A 21384-nucleotide genomic window follows, 5' to 3' on the forward strand; every position below is an offset into this window, starting at 1 on the left:
CTCGCGAGCTATTCATCGCCCGGCAGCCGGCGCCCGGTCTCTCCGTACAGCTGCAACGTCGTGTCCGCGCCGTCGCCATCGAAGCGGGCGCGCACGCCGGTATCCGGGTGGATGAACTCGCGCGGCGCGCCGACGATCGGCGTCATCACGTAGCGGTCGCCATTGGGGAACAGCAGGGTCAGCGCATCCCGCTCGTACGCCACCGCGACCACCGGCCCGTCCCCGAAGCCGTAGCGGCCCGCCAGCGATTCGAGCACGTGCGCCGGTTGCGGCGCGGCCCGCTCCACGCGCGCCGGGCGGAACCCCGGCCAGCCGTAGGCGTCGGACACGGCGCCGAGGAACTCGCGGCCCAGGGCCGAGCCGTTGTCGGAATTGCTCAGGTACACCGCGCCGTTGCCGGTACGGAGGTTGATCGTCATGCCGGCGCGGTAGCCGACCGTGCCGCCATAGTGGGTCATGAACACCTGGTCGCCTTCGCCGATCAGGCGGAAGCCGTAGGCGTGACCGTGGATGGGATCGGCCAGCAGCTCGCGGATGCTGTCCTGGCCGAAGACGGCGCTGCGGCCTTGCCAGCCCTTGCGGATCTCGATGAGGAAAGCGGCCAGGTCGCTGGCCGTCGCCCACAGGCCGGCGGCGGCCTGTTCGGGGTGGTTGTGCCAGCCTCCCGGAACGGGGCTGCCGTCCGCCTGGTGGCCATGCGCCGTATGCCCTTCACTCGACCCAGGCGGCGGCTGGGTGAAATCCGCCTGCCTCATGCCGACCGGCGCGGTCAGCCAGGTGTGCATGATCCGCTCGAACGGTTGCTGCAGCCGGTCCTGCAGGGCGATTTCCGCCACCGTGTAGCCGCCTCCGGAGTACCGCAGCGAGGTTCCCGGCGCTTCCAGCACCTCGACCTTGCGGCCGTTGGCCGGCGCTTCCGCCTGCACCGTCTGCCGGTCGCTGGGCATGGGCGCCTCCCGCGCATACCCCTCGTAGCCGCCAGCGGTGATGCCGGCCGTGTGCGTGAACAGGTTGCGCAACGTGACCGGATTGTCGTCCGTCTGCGCGCCGGCCGGCAGCTGCCACGAGGAGAGGTAGGTGTCGATGTCTGCGTCGAGGTCGATGATTCCCTGCTGCTGCATGCGCAGCGCGGCGAGCACCGTCGCCGGCTTGGCCAGGGAGCCGGCCTGGAACAGGCTGTCGCACTCGGCCGCCGCGCCGCCTGCGTGCAGGCTTCCCCAGGCCGCGCTCCAGTCCAGTTCGCCGTCGCGGATCACCGCCACCGCCAGCGCCGGGATCTTGTGCACGTCCATGCGCTCCTGGACTGCGGCCGGCCGGGTTTCGCCCAGGAACGCGACCACGGGCAACAGGTTGCGCTCGACCTGCTGCTGCCGCTCAAGCGCACCGTCAGCCGTGTGGCAGGTCCATCGCTGTTGCGGGGCGGCCGAAGCGTCGCCGCCATCCGACGGCTGCAGCGCCAGCACGGCAAAGGAGCCGCCGGCGATGCCGCAGAACAGCAGGGCCGGCGCGATCTTCCTGGGCATGGATTGCACGGCACACCTTGTCGGCATCGAGTCGCGGGATGCTACCGGAAATCCCCGCGATCCCGTCACGCCGGATCCGCCTCCACGCCCTCCGGCTCGAAGAAGCTCCAGCGCACCACCGGGAACTGCTGCTTGAGGGCGCGCTCGACCTGGTCGATGTCGCGCAGCATCGCCTCGCCGTCGTGGACCCGGCGCATGCGCGCGTGGATCGAGACCAGCGCCTCGTTGCCCTGCTGCAGCGTGATCACGTGCAGCACCTCGGCGATCTCCGGCCGCGTGGCGAGGAACTCGCCGATCTGGGCCTGCAGGAATGGATCCACGCTCTGCCCGATCAGCATCGCCTTCACCTCGACCGCCACCATCACCGCGATCACGATCAGCAGCAGGCCGATGGCGATGGTGCCCAGCGCGTCCCAGAACGGATTGCCGGTGGCCACTGCCAGCACCACCGCCACCAGCGCGAAGACCAGGCCCAGCAGCGCGGCCAGGTCCTCGCCGAAGATCACCACCAGCTCGGCCTGGCGGCTCTCGCGGAACCACTGCCACAGGCTGCGCGAACCGCGCGCCTTGTCGACCTCCTGCAGGCAGGCGCGCATCGAGACGGCTTCGGCCACGATCGCGAACACCAGCACGCCCACCGCCCACCACCACTGTTGCAGCGGCTCGGGATGGCGCAGCTTGTGCACGCCCTCGTAGATCGAGAACATGCCGCCGACGCTGAACAGCATCACCGCCACCAGGAACGACCAGAAGTAGATCGCGCGGCCGTGGCCGAGCGGGTGTTCGGGACTGGCCGGCCGCTTGGCCTGACGCAGGCCCAGCAGCAACAGGAGCTGGTTGCCGCAGTCGGCCAGCGAGTGCACGGTCTCGGCGAGCATCGCCCCCGAGCCGGTGACGTAGGCGGCCACGCCCTTGGCCACGGCGATGGCGAAATTGGCGCCGAGGGCGAAGAAGATCGCACGGACCGAATCGCCGCTGCCTGCCATCGCATGCGCTCCTCAGCCTGGGCCGAGCGGAGTCTAGCAACCCGCGGCAGGCCGCGATGTGGGAATATCCCCCCATGCCGCGCAACCGCCTCCCCCCCTGGCACGAGGAGTTCGTCCTGCCCAACCGGCGGACGATCCTGATCCGTCCGGTCCGGCCGGAGGACGCCGCGCCGCTGCGGGGCGTGTTCGGGATGCTCGGGCCTGTGGAGGTCCGCGGCGGCTTCACCGAGGGCCACGACGAACTGGACGACGCGGTCGCCGCGCGCCTGTGCCGTCCGGACCCGAAGGCCGAACTGGTCCTGGTCGGCGCCGAACCGCTGCCGCCGGGCGAGGCGATGATCGCCGGCCTGGCCCGTGCCCGGATCGTGCCGGGCACCCGCGAGGCCGAGTACGCGATCCTGCTCGGCAACTACGTCGCCGGCCTGGGCCTGGGCCGGCACCTGATGCAGAAGCTGGTGAAGTGGTCGCGCGGGCGCTACCTGGACCGCCTCTACGGCGACACGCCCGACAGCAATGCGCCGATGCTCGACCTGGCCGCCTCGATGGGCTTCCGCCCCAGCCTCGAAGCCGGCGTCCCGCCCGGCCTGACCCGCCTGGTCCTCGACTTGTAGGAGCCGGGTTCAGCCGGCGACAAGGGCGTCGGAGTCACGAGGACGTCGCCTGTGCCAACGGCATCGTGTCACGCGCAAGCCCGGAAGCCGTGGCACCCGATCCCCGTCGTCCCGGCGTTCGCCGGGACGACGGGTGGATGTAGGAGCACAGCTTGCTGGCGACACGGGCGTCATCCGCCAGGACGTCGCCTGTGCCGACGGCATCGCGTCGCCGGCTGAACCCGGCTCCTACAAAAAGCGCGCAGGCCGTTTAGGGCGGCCCGGCTACAATGCGCAGTCCATGCCGTCCGCTTCCTCCTCCCCCGTGTCCCCCGCCCCCCCGTTGCCCAAGCGCGGCCAGGCCCGCGCCTGGTGGCGCGCACCCGCATCGCCCTCGGCCCTGGCCTGGCACCTGGCCCAGGCCGCGCGCGCGCATCCCGGCCCGCTGCTGTTCGTGGCCCGCGACAACCAGTCCGCGCACCAGGTCGAGTCGGACCTGCACACCCTGCTAGGCGACGACGCCTCGCTGCCGGTGGTGCCGTTCCCGGACTGGGAGACCCTGCCCTACGACCGCTTCAGCCCGCACCCGGACATCATCAGCCAGCGCCTGGCCGCGCTGCAGCGGCTGCCGCAGCTCGAGCGCGGGATCGTGGTGGTGCCGGTGCAGACCCTGCTGCAGCGGCTGCCGCCGCTGCGCTACATCGCCGGCGGCAGCTTCGACCTGGCCACCGGCCAGCGCCTGGACCTGGACGCCGAGAAGCGGCGGCTGGAAAGCGCCGGCTACCGCAACGTGCCGCAGGTGCTGGACCCGGGCGACTTCGCCGTGCGCGGCGGCCTGCTCGACGTGTATCCGATGGGCGCCGACGCGCCGCTGCGGATCGAACTGCTGGACGACGAGATCGACTCGATCCGCCGCTTCGATCCGGAAAGCCAGCGCTCGCTCGACCGCATCGACGCGGTGCGGATGCTGCCCGGCCGCGAGCTGCCGATGGACGAGGCCAGCATTGCCCGCGTGCTCGACGCGCTGCGCGAACGCTTCGACGTCGACACCCGGCGCAGTGCGCTGTACCAGGACCTGAAAGCCGGGCTGGCACCGGCCGGCATCGAGTACTACCTGCCGCTGTTCTTCCCGCCGACGCGCGACGGACAGGATACGACCGCCACGCTGTTCGACTACCTGCCGGTCAGCGCGCTGCCGGTGCTGGCCGACGGCGCCAATGGCGCCGCCGACGCGTTCTGGCAGCAGACCCGCAACCGCCATGAGCAGCGCCGCCACGACGTCGAGCATCCGGTGCTCGCGCCCGAAGAGTTGTACCTGCCGCCCGATGCGCTGCGCGAGCGGCTGAACCTGGGCATCCGCGTCGAGGTCTGCGGCGCGGAGCACGCGCGCGCCGCCGAGGCCACGCCGCTGGGCGACCAGCCGGCGCCATCGCTGCCGGTGGCCGGCCGCGACCACCACGTCGCCGGCGAGGCGTTGCGCTCGTTCCTGGGCAGCTACCCGGGACGGGTGCTGGTGGCCGCCGATTCGCCGGGGCGGCGCGAGGCATTGCTGGAGGTGCTGCAGGCGGCGGAGCTGCGGCCGGAGGTACTGCCCGATTTCCCTGCGTTCCTCAACCGTCGTCCCGGCGGCGCGGGGGTTGGGCGCGGCGACGCGGTGCGGTTCGCGCTGGCCGTCGCCCCGCTGGAAGACGGCTTTGCGATCGACGATCCCGCGTTCGTAGTCCTCACCGAGCGCCAGCTGTTCCCCGAGCGCGCCACCCAGCCGCGCCGCGCCCGCCGCGCCGGGCGCGAACCCGAAGCGATCATCCGCGACCTGGGCGAGCTCACCGAAGGCGCGCCGATTGTCCACGAGGACCACGGCGTGGGCCGTTATCGGGGACTCGTCGCGATGGACATCGGCGGCATGCCCGGCGAGTTCCTCGACATCGAGTACGCCAAGGGCGACCGCCTGTACGTGCCGGTGGCGCAGCTGCACCTGGTCAGCCGCTACTCCGGCGCCTCGCCGGAGACCGCGCCGCTGCATTCGCTCGGCGGCGAGCAGTGGACCAAGGCCAAGCGCAAGGCGCAGGAGAAGGTCCGCGACGTGGCTGCCGAACTGCTGGAGATCCAGGCCCGCCGGCAGGCCCGCGCCGGCCTGGCCCTGGACATCGACCGGCCGATGTACGAGAGCTTCGCCGCCGGCTTCCCGTTCGAGGAGACCCCCGACCAGCACGCCTCGATCGAGGCGGTGCTGCGCGACCTGCAGTCCAGCCAGCCGATGGACCGGGTGGTGTGCGGCGACGTCGGCTTCGGCAAGACCGAGGTCGCGGTGCGCGCCGCCTTCGCCGCGGCCAGCGCCGGCCGCCAGGTCGCGGTGCTGGTGCCGACCACCCTGCTGGCCGAGCAGCACTATCGCAACTTCCACGACCGCTTCGCCGACTGGCCGCTGAAGGTCGAGGTGCTGTCGCGCTTCAAGACCAAGAAGGAGATCGAACTCGAGCTGCAGAAGGTGAGCGAAGGCGGGATCGACGTGATCGTCGGCACCCACCGCCTGCTGCAGGCGGACGTGAAGTTCAAGGACCTGGGCCTGGTCATCGTCGACGAGGAGCAGCGCTTCGGCGTGCGCCAGAAGGAGGCGCTGAAGGCGCTGCGCGCCAACGTGCACCTGCTGACCCTCACCGCTACCCCGATCCCGCGCACCCTGAACATGGCCATGGCCGGGCTGCGCGACCTGTCGATCATCGCCACTCCGCCGCCCAACCGGCTGGCGGTGCAGACCTTCGTCGTGCCCTGGGACGATGCGCAGCTGCGCGAGGCGTTCCAGCGCGAACTGGCCCGCGGCGGCCAGCTGTACTTCCTGCACAACGACGTGGAGAGCATCGGCCGCATGCAGCGCCAGCTGGCCGAACTGGTGCCGGAGGCGCGCATCGGCATCGCCCACGGGCAGATGCCCGAGCGCGAGCTGGAACGGGTGATGCTCGACTTCCAGAAGCAGCGCTTCAACGTGCTGCTGTCGACCACGATCATCGAATCGGGCATCGACATCCCCAACGCCAATACCATCGTCATCAACCGCGCCGACCGCTTCGGCCTGGCCCAGCTGCACCAGCTGCGCGGACGCGTCGGCCGCTCGCATCACCGCGCCTACGCCTACCTACTGGTGCCGCCGGACCGGCGCTCGATGACCCCCGACGCGGAGAAGCGGCTGGAAGCGATCGCCTCGATGGACGAACTGGGCGCCGGCTTCACCCTGGCCACCCACGACCTGGAGATCCGCGGCGCCGGCGAGCTGCTGGGCGAGGACCAGAGCGGGCAGATGGCCGAGGTCGGCTTCAGCCTGTACACCGAGCTGCTCGAGCGCGCGGTGCGCAGCATCCGCCAGGGCAAGCTGCCGGACCTGGACGCCGGCCAGGAGGCGCGCGGCGCCGAGGTCGAGCTGCACGTGCCGGCGCTGATCCCGGAGGACTACCTGCCGGACGTGCACGCCCGCCTGACCCTGTACAAGCGGATCAGTTCGGCGCGCGACAGTGACGCGCTGCGCGAGCTGCAGGTGGAGATGATCGACCGCTTCGGCCTGCTGCCGGACCCGGTCAAGCACCTGTTCGCGGTGGCCGAGCTGAAGCTGCAGGCCAACGCGCTGGGCATCCGCAAGCTGGAGCTGGGCGAGAGCGGCGGCCGGATCGTGTTCGAGGCCAAGCCGAACGTCGACCCGATGTCGGTGATCCGGATGATCCAGCAGCAGCCGAAGCTGTACGCGATGGACGGCCCGGACAAGCTGCGGATCCGCCATCCGCTGCCGGAGCCGGGTGACCGCTTCAACGCTGCGCGCGCGCTGCTGACGACGCTGGCGCCGGGCTGAGCCGGCACCGGCGACATCGCGCAGACGCGTCGGAACCACGAGGGCGTTGACTCGGCAGACGGCGTCGGGTCGCGGTCATGCCCGCTCCTACAAGAAGGGCACGGCGTGGCGGTTCTCCTGTAGGAGCGGACTTCCGTCCGCGACACGGGTGTCGGGATCACGAGGGCGTCGCCTGGGCCGACGGCGTCGGGTCGCGGTCATGCCCGCTCCTACAAGAAGGGCACGGCGTGGCGGTTCTCCTGTAGGAGCGGACTTCCGTCCGCGACACGGGTGTCGGGATCACGAGGGCGTCGCCTGGGCCGACGGCGTCGGGTCGCGGTCATGCCCGCTCCTACAAGAAGGGCACGGCGTGGCGGCTCTCCTGTAGGAGCGGACTTCAGTCCGCGACACGGGCGTCGGGATCACGAGGGCGTCGCCTGGGCCGACGGCGTCGGGTCGCGGTCATGCCCGCTCCTACAACAGCAGCGGCGCGCCTCTTCTGTAGGAGCTGACTTCAGTCGGCGACACGGGCATCGGAAACACGAGGGTGTCACCTGGGCCGACGACGTCGGGTCGCGGTCATGCCCGCTCCTGCAACGGCGGACGCGTCGGTGGCGTGGTCGGTGCCGGCTACATCCCGAACACGATCGGCACCAGCAGCACCACCAGCAGCAGGGTCAGCACCGCCAGCGGCGTGCCGACCTTGACGAAGTCGCCGAAGCTGTAGCCGCCGGGGCCGACCACCAGCGCGTTCACCGGCGAGGACACCGGGGTCATGAACGCCGCCGAGGCGGCCAGGGCCACGGTCATCGCGAACGGATACGGCGACATGCCCAGGTACTGGGCAACCGCCAGCGCCACCGGCGCCATCAGCACGGCGATGGCGGTGTTGGAGATGAACATGCCGAACAGCGCGGTGACCGCGAAGATCGCCGCCAGCACCACCCGCGGCCCGGCATCGCCGACCGCCTCCAGCAGCAGGCTGGCGGCCAGGTCCACGCCGCCTGTGCGCTGCAGCGCCAGCGAGAACGGCAGCATGCCCACGATCAGCACCAGGCTCGGCCAGTGGATCGAGCGGTAGGCGCTGCGCAGGTCGACGCAGCCGGTTAGGCCCATCAGCAGGCAGCCGATCAGCGCCGCGTGCACGTTGGGCACGATGCCCGAGACCATCAGGCCGATGGTCAACAGCAGGCAGGCCAGCGCGAACGGCGCGCGCGGCGCGGCCGGCGCCACCTCCTCCGACTCCGACGGCAGGTGCAGCAGGATCAGCCCGTCCGGGCCCGAACCCAGCGCGCGGATCGCCGGCCACGGTCCGGCGACCAGCAGGGTGTCGCCCACTTCCAGCTTCTCCTCGGCCAGGTCGCTGACCTCGGCGGTGCGGCCGTGGCGCAGCCCGATCAGCGCCAGGTCGTGGCGGTCCTGCAGCCGCGCCCGGTTCGCGCTCACCCCGGCCAGCGGCGAATTGACCGCGACCATCATCTCGGCCATGCCGATGTCGTTGGCGTAGCCGGAGAAGTAGGCGCCTTCCAGCGGCAGCGCCTCCAGCCGCAGCGCCTCGAACCGGGCGGCGGCATCGACGCCCGGATCGTGCAGGTCCAGCAGCAGCGCGTCGCCAGGCAGCAGGCGCCGGCCCTGCGGCGACAGCAGCAGGCGCTGGCCGAAGCGGCCGAGCTGCTCGATGGCCAGCACGTTCATCCCGGCCAGTTCGCCCTCCTCCAGCGCCGAGGCGACGCGCCCGGCCAGCGGCGAGTCGGCCAGCACGCGCACGCGGAAAGCGCGGTCGCCGAGCCGGTACTCGCGGATCCAGTCCTCCAGCCGCGGCGCGCGCGTCGATGCAGCCGGGGCGCCGCCGGTCAGCCAGCGCCGCGCAAACAGCATGTAGCCGATCGCCAGCGCCAGCACCGGCGCGCCGAACGGCAGGAAGTCGAAGAAGGCGAAGCCGGTATAGCCGTCGCGCAGCAGCTCGCCGTGCACGACCAGGTTGGGCGCGGTGGCCACCAGGGTCATCATCCCGCTGCACAGCGCGGCCACGCTCAACGGCATCATCAGCCGCCCCGGCGCGATCCGGCTGCTGCGGGCGATCCGCAGCACGATCGGGATGAAGATGGCGACCACCCCGGTGGAGCTCATCACCGAGCCCATCACTCCGACCGAGAGCATCAGCGCCACCACCAGCATGGTCTCGTCGCCGCGGGCCACGCGCAGGATCAAGGCGCTGATCCTCTGCGCCAAACCCGTGCGCACCAGCCCTTCGCCGATCACGAACAGCAGCGCGATCAGCACCACGCTCGGGTCGGCGAAGCCGGCGATCGCCTCGGACACGTCGATCACGCCGGTGAACGGCAGTGCCGCCACCATCAGCAGGGCGACCACGTCGGCGCGCGGCCGGCCCAGCGAGAACAGGGCGATGGCCACGCCCAGCAGGCACAGGACGAGGAGGAGTTCGTGGCTCATCGGCGGCGGTAGGCGGTCATCCGGCTCGGCGAATCGGTCGGCTCAGTCGGTCGCGGCGGGCACCGGGCGTCCCTCGCGGATGATCCGCGCGAACGCGGGATCCCCGTCGGCGGCGGCCGCGGCGGCGTTGACCTGCGAGCGGGCGCGCAGCTCGGCGAACGGCATCGAGGTGTCGATGAGGCCGGCGTCGTACAGGTAGCGGTCGCTCCAGCCGTTGAGCAGGTGGCGGAGGTCCCAGCGCCCCACCCGCCCGATGCGGTTGGCGTAGCGCACGATGTTGACCGTGCAGTTGTTGCTGACCACGTTGTAGAACTCCGGCGCGTCGGCCAGCGCGTTGATCCGCTCCGCGTACACCAGGAACAGCCGGCGCGCGGCCTCGGCCGATACCCGGGTGCGGTACAGGAACACCTCCTCGTCGCGGTGGTTGCTGCGCACGCCGACGATGTCGCGCTCGTCGCCGACCACGTAGACCAGCTCGAAATGCCGGAAGAACCCCGGCAGCGGGTGGAAGCCCTCGCCCACTTCCGGCCGGATCTCGATCGAGATCGCCACCGGGTCGGCGCCGGCGACGTCGAAGCTCAGGAAGGTATGCGCGATCGGCCCGTCCGGGTTCCAGTACGAGACGATGAAATCCACGCCCTGCAGGTCCGACAGGCGCAGTTCGCGCTGCTCCCAGCGCTCGCTGAAATCGTCGCGGCTGCGGTACTCGAAGTTGCGGTAGCCGCTGATGCGGACGCGGTCGCCGTCGATCGCGATCCGCGGCATCACCGCCACCTCCGGGCGCCAGGGCCGGTCGTGCGATGGCCGGACCAGGCTCCATCCGGCCAGCAGCGCCGCGAACAGCAGCGCGGTGGCCAGGATCGGCCAGCGCCGCGGCGAGAACCACAGCGCCCAGCCCGCGAACGCGGCGAACCCCAGCGCCAGCGCGGACGCGCCGGGCAGCTCCACCGGCGCCCAGGCGATCGCCAGCGCGCCCCACAGCAGCGGCAAGGTGAGCAGCAGGCCGAGCAGCCAGCGCAGCGGTCGCGGCAGGCCCGCCCGCAACCAGGGCAGCGGGCTTCGCGTCGGGACCGCCTGCGGATCCTGCATCGCTTCTCCTCCCGGCATGCCAGCGCACGGACCCACACCGTCCCGGCATCCTTATCCGCGTTCCGGCAAAGCGCAAGCGTCCGGGATCGCGCCGGGCCGGCCGGGCCGGTCCCGGTCCAGCCGCTACAGCTGCGATTCGACCGGCAGCCAGCCGATCGCGCGGGCGATCGCGCGGCTCCAGAAGCCGGCCTCCGGCTCGCGGTCCCAGACCGTCGGCGGCTGCGCTTCGTCGTCGTGCCAGCGCAGCCCGCCATCGGCCAGTTCCAGCCGGTAGCTGGTGTGCGCCGAAGTCTTCATCCCGTACAGCGCCTCCAGCTCGGCGGCCGCGTCCGGGCATTCGAACAGCAGCCCCATCTCGGTGTTGAGGTTCATCGAGCGCGGGTCCAGGTTGAACGAACCGATGAAGCCGTGCGCCCCGTCGACGACGAAGGCCTTGGTGTGCAGGCTGGCGCCGCTGGAGCCGAACACGCTGGCCCTGCCACCACCGCTGCCCTGTGGCTTGAGCTCGAACAGGGACACGCCCGACTCCAGCAGCGGCGCGCGGTAGCCCGCGTAGCCGCCGTGCACCGCCAGCACGTCGTTGGCCGCCAGCGAGTTGGTCAGGATGCTCACCTCCACGCCGCGCCGGCGCAGGCCGTCGAGCCAGCGCACGCCGTCCTCGCCGGGCACGAAGTACGGCGAGATCACCTTCAGGTCGCGCTGCACGCGCGAGGCGCTTTCCAGCAGCAGCGGCGTCATCCAGTCCGGCTCCGGCGTCGCTCCCTCCGCCTTCTCCGGCGGGTCGGACACGATCGCCGCGTCGCGCGTCCAGTGGATCCGGCGCCGCCCCTCGAGCAGCTCGCGCACGCCCTGCGAGCCCTGCAGCCGGCGCGCGTAGGGGCCGGCGCGGTCGGCCTGCAGGCCGGCGTCGATGCTGCCGCGCAGCCGGTCCAGCGCCCCGGGCTTGGCTTCGACCAGCGCCTCCAGCGGGATGGCGGAGACGCTGTTCCAGTAGGCGTCGAAGATCTGCTCGGCCTGGCGCACCGGCGGCCCGACCACCGCCACGTCGGTGTCCATGAAGTTCACGTCGGCAGCGGCGTCGAAGTACTCGTCGCCGACGTTGCGCCCGCCGACCACCGCGATCCGCCCGTCGGCGAGCCAGGTCTTGTTGTGCATGCGCCGGTTCACGCTGAAGAAGCGCAGCAGCAGTTCGGCGCCGCGCACCAGCGTGCCCTCGCGGGCGCGGGTGGGATTGAACAGGCGCACCTCGATCTGCGGATGCGTGTCCAGCGCGGCCAGCACCGAATGGCTGCCGTGCACGTTCATGTCGTCCAGCAGCAGGCGCACGCGCACGCCGCGATCGGCGGCGCGCAGCAGTTCGTTGTAGAGCAGGTTGCCGGTGAGGTCCGGGTGCCAGATGTAGTACTGCAGGTCCAGGCTGCGGCCGGCCGCGCGCGCGGTGGAGGCGCGGATCGCGAATGCGTCGAGGTTGTCGGACAGGATCACCAGGCCGGCCTCCCCGGGCCGGTCGGCGGTGAGCGATTCGACCACCCGGTCGATCGGGGTGGGTTCGCCGGCGATCGGCAGCGCGTGCCCTTCCGGACCGCGCGCACTCTCGGCGAAGCGCCCGTAGGCGTAGAGCGACAACAGCGAGGCGACCGCGAACGCGGCCAGGGCGATGCCGATCCACATGAACGTCTTCCTCTTCATGGCGGTCCCGTGCGTGCACCGGTCGATCCCGGGCCAGTCGATTGTAGGCGCCCGGCGCGATGGCCATGTGGGCGCCCCACCACCCCCCTGCAGGAGCGGGCATGACCGCGACACGGGCGCCGGAACCACGAGGGCATCGCCTGTGCCGACGGCGTCGGGGTCGCGGTCATGCCCGCTCCTACAACGGCAGCCCGCCGCAAACGGAAAAGGCCCGGCATCCGCCGGGCCCTCCCCTATCCACAGCGGCCTTGCGCTCTTACCAGATCACGATGCGCTCGCCCTCGCCGCGCACCATCGGATCGCCCGCCTTGCACTCGAACGCCGCGGCGAACGCCGGCATGTTCGACGGCGCGCCGACGGCGCGGAAGTTGGCCGGCGCATGCGAATCGGTCTCCAGGCGCACGCGCAGCTCGCCGTCGGTGAAGTTGCGACGCCACACCGTGGCCCAGTTGGCGAAGAAGCGCTGGTCCTGGGACAGGCCGTCGACCCTCAGGCCCGCGGACTCGGGGTTCTCCTTCAGCGCCATCTGCAGCGCGTCGTAGGCCACGGTCAGGCCGCCCAGGTCGCCGATGTTCTCGCCCAGGGTCAGCCGGCCCTTCACGTTCTTGCCGGGAATGGCCTCGTAACCGTCGAACTGCGCCACCAGCTGGTCGGCGCGCTGGTCGAACAGCTGGCGGTCGTCGGCGGTCCACCAGCTGTCGAGGTTGCCCTTGGCGTCGAACTGGCTGCCGGAGTCGTCGTAGCCGTGCATCATCTCGTGGCCGATCACCGCACCAATGCCGCCGTAGTTCAGCGCCGGATCGGCTTCGGGGTCGAAGAACGGCGGCTGCAGGATCGCCGCCGGGAACACGATCTCGTTCTTGGTCGCGTTGTAGTAGGCGTTGACCGTCTGCGGGCTCATGCCCCACTCGGTGCGGTCCACCGGCTTGCCGATCTTGTCCAGCACGTAGCGGTAGTTGAACGCGCGCGCGGCCTGCATGTTGGCCAGGTAGCTGTCGCCGCCGGTCTGCAGGCCGTCCCATTCGCGCCACTTGTCCGGGTAGCCGATCTTCGGGGTGAAGCTGGCCCACTTCTCCAGCGCGCGCTGCTTGGTCTCGTCGCCCATCCAGTCCAGGTTCTCCAGGCGCACCTTCAGCGCCGCCGACAGGTTGTCGACCAGGTGCTGCATCTGCGCCTTGGACTCGGCCGGGAACGCGGCCTGCACGTACAGCTGGCCCAGCGCCTCGCCCATGCCGCTGTTGACCGAGCCGAGCACGCGCTTCCAGCGCGGCAGCATTTCCTTCTGCCCGCGCAGGGTCTGGCTGTAGAAGCCGAAGTTGGCCTGCTCGAACTGCGCGGCCAGGTACGGCGCGGCGTCGTCGATGGCGTGGAAGCGCAGGTAGGCCTGCCAGGCCTCCACCGGGGTGTCGGCCAGCATCCGGTCGAGCTCGGCGAAGAAGCCGGGCTGGGCCAGCGAGAACTTGTCGGCCGCCGGCACCTGCAGAGTGTCGAAGAACGCGTTCCAGTCGAAGTTCGGGGTGATCGCGTTGGCCTCGGCCGCGCTGACCGGGTTGTAGCGCAGGGCCGGGTTGCGCAGCTCGATCCGCGACAGCGAGGCCTTGGCCAGGCGGGTCTCGAAGTCCAGCACCGCCTGCGCCTGGGTCGCGGCTTCGGCGGACTCGACGCCCGACAGCTCCAGCAACTGGGCGATGTAGGCCACGTAGGCCTCGCGGATCGGCGCCTTGTCGGCGTCGAAGTAGTAGCCCTTCTCCGGCAGGCCCAGCCCACCCTGCCCGGCGTAGGCGATGACGTTCTCCGAATCCTTGAAGTCGGCGTTGGCGAAGAACGAGAACAGCGGCCCCTGGCCGACGGCGTACTGGCCGCGCAGCCATTCGGCGACCGCAGCACCGTCGTTTAGGCCGGCGATGGCGTCCAGGGTCGGCTGCAGCGGCGCCAGCCCGGCCGCGTCGATCGCGGCCTGGTCCATGCCGGTGCGCCAGATGTCGGCGATCTTGGCCTCGATCGAACCGGCAGCCGGCTGCGCCGCGGCGACCTGCTCGACGATCGCGTGCTGGATCGCCAGCGAGCGCTCGCCCAGCACCTCGAAGCTGCCCCAGCTGGTGCGGTCGCCCGGCACCGGGTTGGCCGCCAGCCACTTGCCGTTGACGTGGCCGTTGAGGTCGACGCAGGCGGCGACGGACGGATCCAGGTCGGCCACGCTGAAGGCGATTCCGGGGGCATCGACCTGCGACAGGTCGAACTTCACCGCGGCATCGGCCGGGCCTTCGGTCTTGCCGCAGGCGGCGAGCGACGCGGCGACGGCCACCGCCAGGGACAGCGGGGCGAGCTTGTACAGGGACATCGGGAACTCCAGGGCGCGGGACACCAGACCGCGGACGAGGTGCCAATCGGCCAGCCTAGGCGATCGCGCCGGGGTGGATGTAGGCCAGAAGTCACGGGTGAAACGATTGCGCCCTGCCCGCTGGGCCGGCCTGCGCGGGCAGCGACGGCCTCCGTTCAGCGCGCGCCGCGCCCATCCTGCCGTTGCGGCAGCGGCTCCTGGCGCGCCTGTGGCGCCTGCCTCCAAGGGGCGAGGACCCGCAGCCAATGTGGCCGCCAGGCCAGGGCGAACGCGACGGTCAACGCCGCCGCCGCCAGCGCCATCGCCCATACCAGGACCGCCATCGAGGCATGGTCGGCCGCCAGGCACAGCGCCAGCGAGGCGGCCAGCCCCAGCGCGCCCAGCACGCGCAGGATCCGTGCCGTCGCCCGCGGTACCGGTGCGCCCCACACCTGCTGCGCGTGGCCCGGCATCGCCAGCGCCAGCCAGCCCACGCCGGCCGTGCAGGCGAGCAATGCCCCGCCGAGCAGCCAGGCGGCGTGCACGGACTCAGGCATGCGCGGCCTCCCCGCTGCTCGCGGTCGCGGCCGCCTGCTGCCCGGCGCGGCGGCCGAGGCGGCGCGCGGCGCCGGCGGCGATCGCGGCGACGGCCAGCAGCGCCAGGTCGACGCCGGCCACCGGCCAGTAGCCGGCGGCCAGCGTGCGCAGCAGGTGGTCGCCGGTGCTGATCCAGTTCGCCAGCACCGCGGCCGGCGCCAGCACGGCGATCGCCCAGCACTGCTCGCGCCAGGCCGGATTGGGCAGCCCCTGCGCGACCGGTGCGCTGCGCCAGGCCGCATGCAGCAGCGCCAGGATCCACGCCCCCCAGAACGCATAGCGTTCCCAGTCGCCCCGCGCCGGCAGGTCTTCCGGCAGCAGGCGGTTGGCGACCAGGATCGACAGCGCCGCGACGACCATGCCGGTCACCGCGGCCACCGCCAGCGCATCGACGATGCGCGCGCCCTGGCTGCCCTGGCGGGCGTGCTGGCGCTTGCGCTTCTCGACGAAAAAGACGAAGCCGGTGGCGATGCAGACCGCGCCCAGCAACCCGCCCAGCACGTACAGCCAGCGCAGCAGCCAGTGGCGGAAGTGCTGCAGGTGCAGGCCGGTGAGGAACTCGGCGATGCGGCCGACCGGCGTGGCCGGCGGATCCTCGCGGATCAGCTCGCCGGTGGCGGCCTGGAAGTGGATGCCGTCACCGACCAGGGCGATACGGTCGGTGCCGGCGCGGTAGACGCTGACGTAGCCGTTGGCGTCGCCCACGTGCTGCAGCACCAGGAACCCGACCTCGCCGGCCTTGCCGTGGGCCTCCCAGCGCCGCTGCGCCTCGGCGACCATCGCGTCGACGTCGGCCAGCCCGGCCGGCACGCCGGCGCGTTCGTGCGGCAGGCCGGTCTCCTGCGCCTCCACCTGCGCGTGCAGGTCGTGCAGGTCGTGCAGCTGGGTGTGGCCGACCGGGAAGTAATAGGCGGCGGCGAAAATCAGCAGGCCGGTGAAGGCGAAGAAGAAGTGGAACGGCAGCGCGACCACCCCGGTGAGGTTGTGCAGGTCCAGCACGCTGCGCAGGCGCGCCTTCTCCGGGCGGAAGGTGAAGATCTCGCGGAACAGCTTGCGGTGCATGACCACGCCGCTGACCAGCGCGGCCAGCATCACCAGCGCCGACAGGCCGACGATCCAGAAGCCGAGGTTCTTCCAGTCCAGGGTCAGGCTGTAGTGCATCGGGTAGAAGAACCCGCTGCCGACCTTCAGCCGGTCGTCCGGCAGCGGCGTGCCGTCGCGCGGATCGATGGTGGCGTAGGCCCAGATCTGCTCCTCCGGGTCCTTCGCCTTCGGCACCAGGTAGCCGGCGTACAGGGCCAGCACCGGATCGCGATGGGTGGTGTAGGCGCTCCAGCTGCCGACGCTATCGAAGCGTTCGGGCATCGGCCCGTCGACCCGCGGCGCCATCGCCGCCACCGCCGCCGGCAGCGGCTGCATGCGCTCGAACGCCGGCCGCAGGATCTTCTCGTACGAGGGCATCGGCTGCGGCTCGAAGCGTGTGGACGGGATCGCCCAGCGGTCGATCTCGCGGTCGAACACCGACAGCGCGCCGAAGAAGAATGCGGCCATCAGCACGAAGCCCAGTACCAGGCCGAACCAGGTGTGCAGCCAGGCCATGGCCTGGCGGAAACTGGAGAACACGGCGTTGCCCGCGCTCATGCCAGCGCCGCCTGCACCGCCGAGGCGGCGGCGGCCATCAGCGCGCCGCCGCCGAGCAGCACCAGCCAGCACCGGCCCGGCCGCGGCGTGGCAACCGCCCACAGGAACGCGACCAGGTAGGCCAGGATGCCGATCATGCTGGCGAGGAACTCGGCGTCGTGGAAGCCCATGCCGGCGGCGAACAGCGCGGCCGCGCCCAGGGCGACCACGCCCCAGGCGAAGGCGTAGCCGCCGAGCACCGCGGCTGCCACGCGCGCGGCGAGATGCAGGCGCGGGGTACGGGAAGGATCGAGAGCGGAAAACGTGCGGGACATGGCGGCGGCTGGTGTCTCTGCGGGGGCGGGCGCGGCGATCAGAACCGCCAGTTGAGGGTGACGGTGTAGTTGCTCGGCGCGCCGTAGTAGCCGCTGTAGCGCAGGGTGTTGATGTACTTCTCGTTGAACAGGTTGTTGACGTTCAGCCGGACGCTGGCGTTCTCGACGAAATCCCAGCCGATGAAGCCGTTGAGCACGGCGTAGCTGCCCTGGCGTACGGTGAAGCCGCTGCTCTCGGTGTTGGAGATCCCGCTCTGCCAGCGCCCGCCGATGCCATACGACAGCGCGGCGTAGCCCGGCGCTCGCGCGCTCAGGATCAGGTTGGCGCTGCGGCGCGGCACCCACGGATAGGTGTCCTCGCCATTCAGGCCGTCCATCTTCAGCGCGGTGTAGCCGACCACCAGGTCCAGGTTGTCGGTGAGCCTGCCGACCGCCTCGAGTTCGACGCCCTTGGACTTCACGTCCACCGGCGCGTAGATGGTCTGGCCGTACTGGTTGTACTGGCCGGTCGGCGTGGCCAGCCCCTGCTGGTCGGCCTTGAACACCGCCAGCGTGGTCAGCAGGCGCTGGTCCAGCCACTCGGCCTTGATGCCGGCCTCGTAGTTCACGCCCTTGCTGGGATCGAGGTAGCGGTCGTTCGCGTCGACCTGGTCCTGCGGCTGGTAGATGTCCGAATAGCTGACGTAGCCGAGGACGTTGTCGGTGAAATCGAAGGTCAGGCCGGCATAGGGACTGGTGTGGCTGGTGGTCTGGTCGAAGGTCAGCGCATAGGACTTGCCGTCGCGGCGGTACTGGGCGTAGTTGGCGCCGACGATCGCGTTGAGGCGCTCGCCGAGCGAGATCCGGGTGGCACCGAACACGCGCTTGAGCCGCTGGTTCAGCACCGAGTAGAGCGAAGGATCGCTCCAGGCCGGCTCGGGGATGGCGTCGGTCGGATACGGGAACGGCGGCAGCGGGCCCCAGGCCGGCGAGGAGAAGTCGGCGCTGCGCTCCCAGCTGTTGCCTTCGGCGCGGGACAGGCTGGCGCCCAGCATCGCCTGCTGCTCGCGGCCGAACAGTTCGAAGCGGCCGTCGAGGGTGACCGCGCCCAGGTGCGCGCTGGACTCGTCGTTGCCCCCCCACGGATAGCCGGCCAGGCCCAGGCCGGTGTCCGGATCCAGGCCGGTGCCCAGCCCGTCATAGGCGTAGAACATCCGTTCGTCGCCTTCGGCGCGGCGGTAGTTGTACGACGCCTTGAGCTGCCAGTCCGCGCCGAGCTGGTGGGTGTACTCGACGAAGGCGGTCTGGTCGGTGGTGTTCCAGTACGTCCAGTCCTGGGTGGTCGTGGCATCGCGCGGCCATTCGTTCTGGGTGCCGTCGCTGTTCATGAACACCAGTGCGCCCCACATGATGCCGTCGGACTTGGCCCGCTGGTACGAATAGCCGAACGCCAGGGTGCCGTTCTCGCCGACCTGGCCATCGATCACGCCATATGCGTAGTTGCGGCTGTTCTCGTTGGCCTGGAGCCAGGACTCGCCGTCCTCGTGCGCGGCGACCACGCGCCCGGCCCAGGTGCCGTCGTCGGTGAACGGGGTCGAATAATCGGCTTCGGCGCGCACGGTGTTCCAAGAGCCGTAGCTGAGGCCGAAAGCCCCATGCGCCTCGTTGGTCGGGCGCTTGCGCACGTAGTTGATCGTGCCGGCGGCGTTGCCGACGCCAGTGAGCAGGCCGTTGGCACCGCGGATCACCTCCACCTTCTCGAAACCGAAGGTGTCCATCGCGCCGGTGGCGATGCCCCAGCTGTTGGGCATGCCGACGCCGTCGATCTGGGTGTTCAGGATGTCGAAACCGCGCGCACTGTAGCTGGTGCGGTTGGTCTCCCACTCGTCGACCCGCACGCCGGTGGCCAGGCGCAGGGCATCGTTGACGCTGTTGGCGCCGAACTGGCGCATGTGCTCGCCGCTCACCACGCTGATCGACTGCGGGGTGTCCTTGATGTCCAGATCCAGGTTGGTCGCGCCGTTGCTGACCCGGTTGGCGCGCTGGGCGACGACCAGGACCGCGTCCAGCTCGGTGGCGGTGTCGGCGCCGCCAGCCTGGCCTTCGGCGGCCGCGGACTGCGGTGCGGACAGCGCCAGGCCCGGCATGCAGGACAGGGCCAGTGCGATCGCGAGCGGCAGGTTGCCGCCGGCCGGCGTGCGGGCGGCCGGGCGGGAAGGACGGATCGGGGACATCGGGTGAGGCGCCTGTTCGTAGGGGGAGGTCGAAGGGACGAAGCGATCGGAACCGTTCCGATCGCCCGTCCGGGTCGGTGCCGCCGTGCCGCGTCCAGGCCTGGGGGACCGGATGGGATGCGGAATCGCCGGCATATTAAATGCGAATCAATCTCATTCCACAAGGACCTTGCACGGGCACCGGGCTGTGCCCATGGGCATGGCGACACCCGGCCGGAGCCGGGTGTTGTTCGACGCATCGCAGCTATCCGGCATGGCACCTGCTTCGCCTTGCCTTGGTTGGCCACGGCTTCGGCAGTCCCCTTCGCCGCCTCGAAGTCGCCGAGGTAGCGGCATGCCGGGCGGATGTTGGGCTCCGGGATCTCTCCCCGGCACACGTCGCCCAGGTACTTGATACAGCGCGCGCAGGGAGTTGCCGCGGCCGACCATCAGCACGCTCCTGCCGTCATTCGGCGCCATGGCGAGGGCGTAGTGTCCGTATGGCAGCAGTCACTCCAGGGCGGTGGCCAGCGATAATGCCGATGCGCCTGCCGCACGCGTTCCATCGCCACCATGCCCCCCCCGGAGATGCATTCGATGAGCCTGCGCCACCTGCCGTTCGCCCTTGCCTTGATCGCCACCGCCGCATCCGCGCCTGCCTCCGAACGTGCCGCGCCCGTGGACGATGACCTGTCGGCCATCCGGAGCGCCGCGCTCGACTACGCCGAAGGCTGGTACAGCGGAGATCGCGAACGCATGGCGCGCTCGTTGCACGAGTCGCTGGCCAAACGCGCCTATCTGCCCGATGCCGCAGGCAAACGGATGTTGAACGGGATGGACAAGGACGAACTGCTTGCCGCGAATCGCCCCGCGAACCTGGAACGCTACCGCGATGCGCCGAGGCAGGCGGAAGTGGAGATACTCGACCGCTACGGCAATGCCGCTTCGGTCCGACTGAAGATGGATGGATGGGTGGACTATTTGCACGTCGTACGCGACGACCAGGGTCAATGGCGCATCATCAACGTGCTGTGGGAACTCGATCCTGCGTGATGGAGGCGTGAGAAGCAGGGGCCCGGTCGAGTTGCCGGGTGGGCATTCTCTGGCGACGTCCCGCTGCGCCCCCGGACGTGCCATGCTCCAGCGTCACCACCGGAGGGCACGGCAATGGCCAAGGGCCTGGACAAGAAGAAAGAGCAGAAGAAGAAGCCCGCCAAGACGATGAAGGAAAAGCGGGCTGAGAAGAACGAGAAGAAGGCCACGCGCAGCTTCATGCCGACCTGATGCGGCCTGCTTCCGCTCGCCGGAGAGGCGCCCCGCCCTCCCGCGGTTTTCCCGATGCCTGAACGAAGACACCCGGCCTGAGCCGGGTGTCGTTCGACGCGATGCGGCTGCCCGACGCGGTGCTTATTTCGCCTTGCCCTGGTTGGCCACCGCCTCGGCCGCGCGCTTCGCCGCTTCCGGATCGCCCAGGTAGCGGTACGACTGCACCTTCAGCTCGTCGTCCAGCTCGAACAGCAGCGGGATGCCGGTGGGGATGTTGAGCTCCAGGATCTCTTCCCGCGAAACGTCGTTGAGGTACTTGTACAGCGCGCGCAGCGAGTTGCCGTGCGCGGCCACCAGCACGTCCTTGCCCTCCTTCAGCGCCGGGGCGATGGCGTCATGCCAGTACGGCAGCACCCGGTCCAGGGTGGTGGCCAGCGATTCGGTCGACGGCAGCGCGTTGCGGTCCAGCCCGGCGTAGCGCGGGTCGTTGGCCGGGTGGCCCGGATCGTCCAGCGCCATCGGCGGCGGCGGGATGTCGTAGGAACGGCGCCAGATCTTGACCTGCTCCTCGCCGTGCTTGGCCGCGGTCTCGGCCTTGTCCAGGCCCTGCAGCGCGCCGTAGTGGCGCTCGTTGAGGCGCCAGCTCTTGTGCACCGGGAGCCAGTCCTGGTCCAGCTCGCCCAGCGCCAGATTGAGGGTGCGGATCGCGCGCTTGAGCGTGGAGGTATAGGCCACGTCGAAGTGCAGGCCCTCCTCGCGCATCAGCCGGCCGCCGGCGGCGGCCTCGGCGCGGCCCTGCTCGGTCAGGTCGACGTCGACCCACCCGGTGAAGCGGTTCTCGAGGTTCCACTGGCTCTGGCCGTGGCGCAGCAGGACGAGCTTGCGGGTCACTGTGGGGGCTCCCTA

Annotated in this window: 14 protein-coding genes and 1 pseudogene; 3 read left to right on the forward strand and 12 right to left on the reverse strand. The window is 70.7% G+C overall.

What is annotated here, in order from left to right; translation table 11 throughout:
* Nucleotides 1–8: 8 nt before the first annotated feature.
* Together WQ53_RS01400 and WQ53_RS01405 are read right to left on the reverse strand one after the other, a co-directional pair.
* A complete protein-coding gene (locus WQ53_RS01400) occupies nt 9–1592 on the reverse strand; it encodes a serine hydrolase domain-containing protein (RefSeq protein WP_144409188.1) in 1584 nt (527 codons plus the stop codon).
* On the reverse strand, nt 1589–2509 hold the full coding sequence (locus tag WQ53_RS01405) for a cation diffusion facilitator family transporter (protein WP_052629685.1): 921 nt from the start codon (nt 2507–2509) through the stop codon (nt 1589–1591). Before WQ53_RS01405 ends, WQ53_RS01400 begins: the two co-directional genes overlap by 4 nt.
* Nucleotides 2510–2583: 74 nt before the next feature.
* Between WQ53_RS01405 and WQ53_RS01410 the strand changes: the two genes are divergently transcribed.
* Both WQ53_RS01410 and mfd read left to right on the forward strand, forming a co-directional pair.
* Nucleotides 2584–3120 carry a GNAT family N-acetyltransferase gene (locus WQ53_RS01410; protein WP_052629687.1) on the forward strand — a complete coding sequence of 179 codons (537 nt, stop codon included), beginning with the start codon at nt 2584–2586 and terminating at the stop codon, nt 3118–3120.
* Nucleotides 3121–3400: 280 nt separating this feature from the next.
* Nucleotides 3401–6937, forward strand: coding sequence for a transcription-repair coupling factor (gene mfd / locus WQ53_RS01415; protein ID WP_052629689.1), 3537 nt, complete (start codon nt 3401–3403; stop codon nt 6935–6937).
* Between the two features lie 609 nt (nt 6938–7546).
* Here mfd and WQ53_RS01420 read toward each other — a convergent pair.
* From WQ53_RS01420 to gpmA (WQ53_RS17225), 9 genes and pseudogenes are all read right to left on the reverse strand, one after another.
* Nucleotides 7547–9370, reverse strand: coding sequence for an SLC13 family permease (locus tag WQ53_RS01420; RefSeq protein WP_052629691.1), 1824 nt, complete (start codon nt 9368–9370; stop codon nt 7547–7549).
* Between the two features lie 42 nt (nt 9371–9412).
* Nucleotides 9413–10459: a DUF4105 domain-containing protein gene (locus WQ53_RS01425; RefSeq protein WP_052629693.1), complete on the reverse strand. Its 1047-nt coding sequence runs from the start codon at nt 10457–10459 to the stop codon at nt 9413–9415.
* A 123-nt stretch (nt 10460–10582) separates the two neighbouring features.
* Nucleotides 10583–12148 carry a phospholipase D family protein gene (locus WQ53_RS01430; RefSeq protein WP_052629695.1) on the reverse strand — a complete coding sequence of 522 codons (1566 nt, stop codon included), beginning with the start codon at nt 12146–12148 and terminating at the stop codon, nt 10583–10585.
* 256 nt (nt 12149–12404) lie between these two features.
* A complete protein-coding gene (locus tag WQ53_RS01435; protein ID WP_052629697.1) occupies nt 12405–14489 on the reverse strand; it encodes a M13 family metallopeptidase in 2085 nt (694 codons plus the stop codon).
* Between the two features lie 155 nt (nt 14490–14644).
* Nucleotides 14645–15025, reverse strand: a complete 381-nt coding sequence (locus WQ53_RS01440; RefSeq protein ID WP_052629699.1) for a DUF3325 domain-containing protein — start codon at nt 15023–15025, stop codon at nt 14645–14647.
* On the reverse strand, nt 15018–16706 hold the full coding sequence (locus WQ53_RS01445; protein WP_236685885.1) for a PepSY-associated TM helix domain-containing protein: 1689 nt from the start codon (nt 16704–16706) through the stop codon (nt 15018–15020). Before WQ53_RS01445 ends, WQ53_RS01440 begins: the two co-directional genes overlap by 8 nt.
* Nucleotides 16703–17020: a hypothetical protein gene (locus WQ53_RS01450; protein ID WP_052629701.1), complete on the reverse strand. Its 318-nt coding sequence runs from the start codon at nt 17018–17020 to the stop codon at nt 16703–16705. Before WQ53_RS01450 ends, WQ53_RS01445 begins: the two co-directional genes overlap by 4 nt.
* A 38-nt stretch (nt 17021–17058) precedes the next feature.
* Nucleotides 17059–19233 carry a TonB-dependent siderophore receptor gene (locus WQ53_RS01455; RefSeq protein ID WP_236685886.1) on the reverse strand — a complete coding sequence of 725 codons (2175 nt, stop codon included), beginning with the start codon at nt 19231–19233 and terminating at the stop codon, nt 17059–17061.
* 263 nt (nt 19234–19496) lie between these two features.
* Nucleotides 19497–19722, reverse strand: a pseudogene (gene gpmA / locus WQ53_RS17225) (2,3-diphosphoglycerate-dependent phosphoglycerate mutase); the annotation flags it as partial.
* A gap of 87 nt (nt 19723–19809) precedes the next feature.
* Between gpmA (WQ53_RS17225) and WQ53_RS01460 the strand changes: the two are divergent.
* On the forward strand, nt 19810–20265 hold the full coding sequence (locus tag WQ53_RS01460) for a nuclear transport factor 2 family protein (RefSeq protein WP_158497801.1): 456 nt from the start codon (nt 19810–19812) through the stop codon (nt 20263–20265).
* Between the two features lie 354 nt (nt 20266–20619).
* Here WQ53_RS01460 and gpmA (WQ53_RS01465) read toward each other — a convergent pair whose 3' ends face one another.
* A complete protein-coding gene (gene gpmA, locus WQ53_RS01465) occupies nt 20620–21369 on the reverse strand; it encodes a 2,3-diphosphoglycerate-dependent phosphoglycerate mutase (RefSeq protein WP_052629705.1) in 750 nt (249 codons plus the stop codon).
* Nucleotides 21370–21384 lie beyond the last annotated feature (15 nt).

The organism is Pseudoxanthomonas suwonensis, assembly GCF_000972865.1.
Taxonomy (GTDB): Bacteria; Pseudomonadota; Gammaproteobacteria; order Xanthomonadales; family Xanthomonadaceae; genus Pseudoxanthomonas; species Pseudoxanthomonas suwonensis_B.